We start from the raw sequence: 3,090 nt of genomic DNA, 5'->3' as shown, positions 1-3,090 counted from the left end.
GTTCCAGAGCAGCGAGTTCCTGCAATTTATTTATTAAGTCCCGTTAAGGTTTGCCATGGCAGAAAATCTTACCTTTGCTGGGACTAATTAAACCAGCTATCATCCGCTATTTCCCCCCGTTTTAATTCGAGATTGATCTGGTATAAAATACTAATTTCTCGCCAAAGTAAGGTAGAAACAAACTTAATATAGCATAGGTTCTTGAGTTAGGCATCGACTATATGGAACTCTTTCAGGGCCGGATAGAAGTTGAGATTTTCATGACCCGGACGACTGAGTTTAATCAGGGCAAACCGTTGGGATGGTGGCAATTTTTGCCATTGTTCTAAACTAATTTCGATCTGGAATTCTCTAGCTTTTTCTCGGACTGTATCGGGAATCTGGCTATCATCTAGCCAAGCAGGAGCGGGATCTATTGCTAGTTCTTCCGGGGGATTGCCAGTTTTTTCGGCGATTAATTTTTGCAGAAAATCTCGATAGATTTTGGCTTCTGCTGCCGTCGTACAAGCCATATTAACTAATACCATTCTTTCCGGTTGACTCAACTGCATCCAATGGGATAATTTTAATTTAACTCCACAGGTATCTAGTTTCATTCTTACGGTCATCGGTAGGCAACGTAAGGAGTCAACAAATTCGGCTTCAAAGTCGAAAAAGGTGGTCATATCATTTTATTGGTTTGCTGAGTATAAATCTATGATACAGTGCCGCGAGATAATTGCTGGGACAATGGTATTTTTATTGAATAAACTTGGCTCGATATTGATGACTAGAAACGAGAATTTCCTCTATTTCCTGCCATTTTTCTCCTGCAATATAGTCAACAATTTGATCAAGATTTTGCCGATAATTTGCCAAAGATATCAATAAAGCTTGACGATTGTATTTAGCCATCATTAAACCTAATTCGGGATTGCCACCACCGACGCGACTGGTATCGCGAAAACCAGAACTAGCTAAATTTTCCGCTAATTTGCGAATATTCAGGTCTTGTTCTTTCGCACAAGCTTGGATTAAACTGGTACTAATCATTACTGGCAGATGGGAAATCCATGCCACGGCTCGATCGTGTTCTTCGGGGGAAGAATAATAAATTTTACAGCCTAATTTTTGTACTATTTCGGTTAAGATTTCCACGGCAAAGTTAGGGGTAGATTCAAGGGGAGTAATCAGATATGGGGCATTGACAAATAAACCACATTGTGCCGCATTAATTCCCTGTTCGGTTTTCCCAGCCATAGGATGACTACCGACAAAATTCGGACATAATCGACTACAATTGGCCACAATTGCCCCTTTAACCGATCCCACATCGGTGACAATGGCTTGGGGTTTTAAATAGGGAGTTAATTTTTGCAAAGTTGGCACAATTAAATGTATGGGAGTACAAATAAAGATTAAATCGGCAGTAGCCAATAATTCTAAACTGGTACTAGATTCATCTACCACTCCTTTTTGTACAGCGATATCACAGGTGTATTGTTGACGAGAAACTCCCAAAACTTTATAACCTTGTGAGCGGAAATCTAAGCTCAAGGAACCACCAATTAAACCCAGTCCAATAATGCCAATATTCATTAGGTTTACTCAAAGATAATTTCGTCTTCTAGTCGCCAAGCAGGATCGACAATGCACAAGAAAATTAAGGGTTCCTCCCCACAATTATGAATATATTGTTTAGCTAGAGGAGGTATATAAATGGCAGCACCGACAGTCACTAATTGCACTTCCTCATCGATGTGCATTTCCCCTTGTCCTTGCAAAATATAATAAACTTCCGCAGTTTTTAAAGCGTGGGGAGTAGAAGTTTCCCCCACATCTACCCAGGCGTGGGCTAAACTATAACGTAGATTTAACGGCTGTTTATCGGGATGCAATAACTCGCGCAATCGGGTATGATCACCGGCGATGAATTCCTCACATTCGAGCAGTTTTCTGATTAACATAGTAAAATTAAACCTCGAAGATTGTTTTTATTTTATCATTGAGTCAAAAGCTAAAGACTAATAGCCGTTATCATAGAAATATTCAGCATCGCCAGAATTAACGAATGACTTGGTTAGAACATAGTGTACAGGTAGAAGTGGACGCGCCGATCGATCTGGTTTGGGATCTCTGGTCAGATTTAGAACAAATGCCCCAGTGGATGAAATGGATCGAATCGGTGAAAATTCTAGAGGAGGAGCCAGAGCTTTCCCGTTGGAAGTTAGCCAGTGGTGGTCTAGAATTTACTTGGTTGTCACGGATACTGAAAATTGTCCCCCACCAGATGATTCAATGGGAATCCGTGGACGGTTTGCCTAACCGCGGGGCCATTCGTTTTTATGACCGTCATGGTAGGAGTATTGTGCGACTGACAGCAGCCTATGCTATACCAGGTTGGTTAGGAAAATTGATGGATAATCTTTTCCTCGGTCGAGTGGTGGAATCAACCCTGCAAGCCGATCTAGAGCGTTTTCGCCTTTATGCTCTCAATATTGTCAATAATACGCCGCCAAGGTGAGTTGACATACTCCCACCGTCAAGCTACGCTGTGACGGGGGATTCTTTCCACATCGCTGTTAGAAATTCCTTGTTCAACGAGACAGCTTAGATTCTCAATGTCTCCACTGAAAACCCAGAGGTCGGACTCTCCCAAGGCGTTTGGGTCGGTTTCTGTTTGCCCAACAGTACCGTTGAGATGATTTCCCAAATATTGTAACCCTTTTTTAAGAATATTTATTGCTGCATTATGATCCCTATCTAAGACTGTTTGACAATTAGGACATTGATGAGTTCTAGTGCTTAATGTTTTTTGAACTCTCGTCCCACAAACTGAACAATCTTGAGAAGTGAAATGGGGAGGAACAGCAACACAGACAATCCGATAAATCTTGGCAAAAAATTCAAACCATTCAGTGAATTGATACCAAGAAGCATCACTAATCGACTTGGCAAGCTTACGGTTTTTGACTAAGTTTCTTACCTTTAAAGCTTCATAGACTACCAGATCATTAGACTGGACTAACGCCAAAGCGTCTTTAATTGCTTTGTCTTTACGTTGTCTTGACACTTTAAGATGAAGCCTAGCTACTTTTATCCGTTGCTTGT

General features: G+C 41.1%; 5 protein-coding genes. 1 reads left to right on the top strand and 4 read right to left on the bottom strand.

Annotated features, from left to right (window positions below):
- Positions 1 to 206: 206 nt before the first annotated feature.
- The 3 genes from PX636_RS19860 to PX636_RS19850 form a co-directional block, all read right to left on the bottom strand.
- Positions 207 to 665 (bottom strand): nitrate reductase associated protein, encoded by a 459-nt coding sequence (locus tag PX636_RS19860; RefSeq protein ID WP_002796269.1) that lies wholly within the window; start codon positions 663 to 665, stop codon positions 207 to 209.
- Between the two features lie 73 nt (positions 666 to 738).
- Entirely contained in the window at positions 739 to 1,578 is an 840-nt protein-coding gene (locus PX636_RS19855; RefSeq protein WP_288118451.1) for a prephenate/arogenate dehydrogenase, read from the bottom strand.
- A 5-nt stretch (positions 1,579 to 1,583) separates the two neighbouring features.
- Positions 1,584 to 1,946: a cupin domain-containing protein gene (locus PX636_RS19850; RefSeq protein WP_002736559.1), complete on the bottom strand. Its 363-nt coding sequence runs from the start codon at positions 1,944 to 1,946 to the stop codon at positions 1,584 to 1,586.
- Positions 1,947 to 2,050: 104 nt separating this feature from the next.
- Here PX636_RS19850 and PX636_RS19845 point away from each other — a divergent pair, with 104 nt between their 5' ends.
- Positions 2,051 to 2,503 (top strand): SRPBCC family protein, encoded by a 453-nt coding sequence (locus PX636_RS19845; protein ID WP_002796272.1) that lies wholly within the window; start codon positions 2,051 to 2,053, stop codon positions 2,501 to 2,503.
- A gap of 18 nt (positions 2,504 to 2,521) precedes the next feature.
- Here PX636_RS19845 and PX636_RS19840 read toward each other — a convergent pair.
- The coding region (locus tag PX636_RS19840) for an RNA-guided endonuclease InsQ/TnpB family protein (protein WP_288118449.1) at positions 2,522 to 3,090 on the bottom strand (569 nt) is incomplete at its 5' end.

It is taken from the genome of Microcystis sp. M53598_WE2, assembly GCF_030067735.1.
GTDB lineage: Bacteria > Cyanobacteriota > Cyanobacteriia > Cyanobacteriales > Microcystaceae > Microcystis > Microcystis aeruginosa.
This window is presented reverse-complemented; position numbering and strand designations above follow the sequence as displayed.

Bases quoted from the DNA above. Each gene is read 5' to 3' on its own strand.
- PX636_RS19860 (WP_002796269.1), bottom strand. From the start codon at position 665: ATGACCACCTTTTTCGACTTTGAAGCCGAATTTGTTGACTCCTTACGT.
- PX636_RS19855 (WP_288118451.1), bottom strand. From the start codon at position 1,578: ATGAATATTGGCATTATTGGACTGGGTTTAATTGGTGGTTCCTTGAGC.
- PX636_RS19850 (WP_002736559.1), bottom strand. From the start codon at position 1,946: ATGTTAATCAGAAAACTGCTCGAATGTGAGGAATTCATCGCCGGTGAT.
- PX636_RS19845 (WP_002796272.1), top strand. From the start codon at position 2,051: ATGACTTGGTTAGAACATAGTGTACAGGTAGAAGTGGACGCGCCGATC.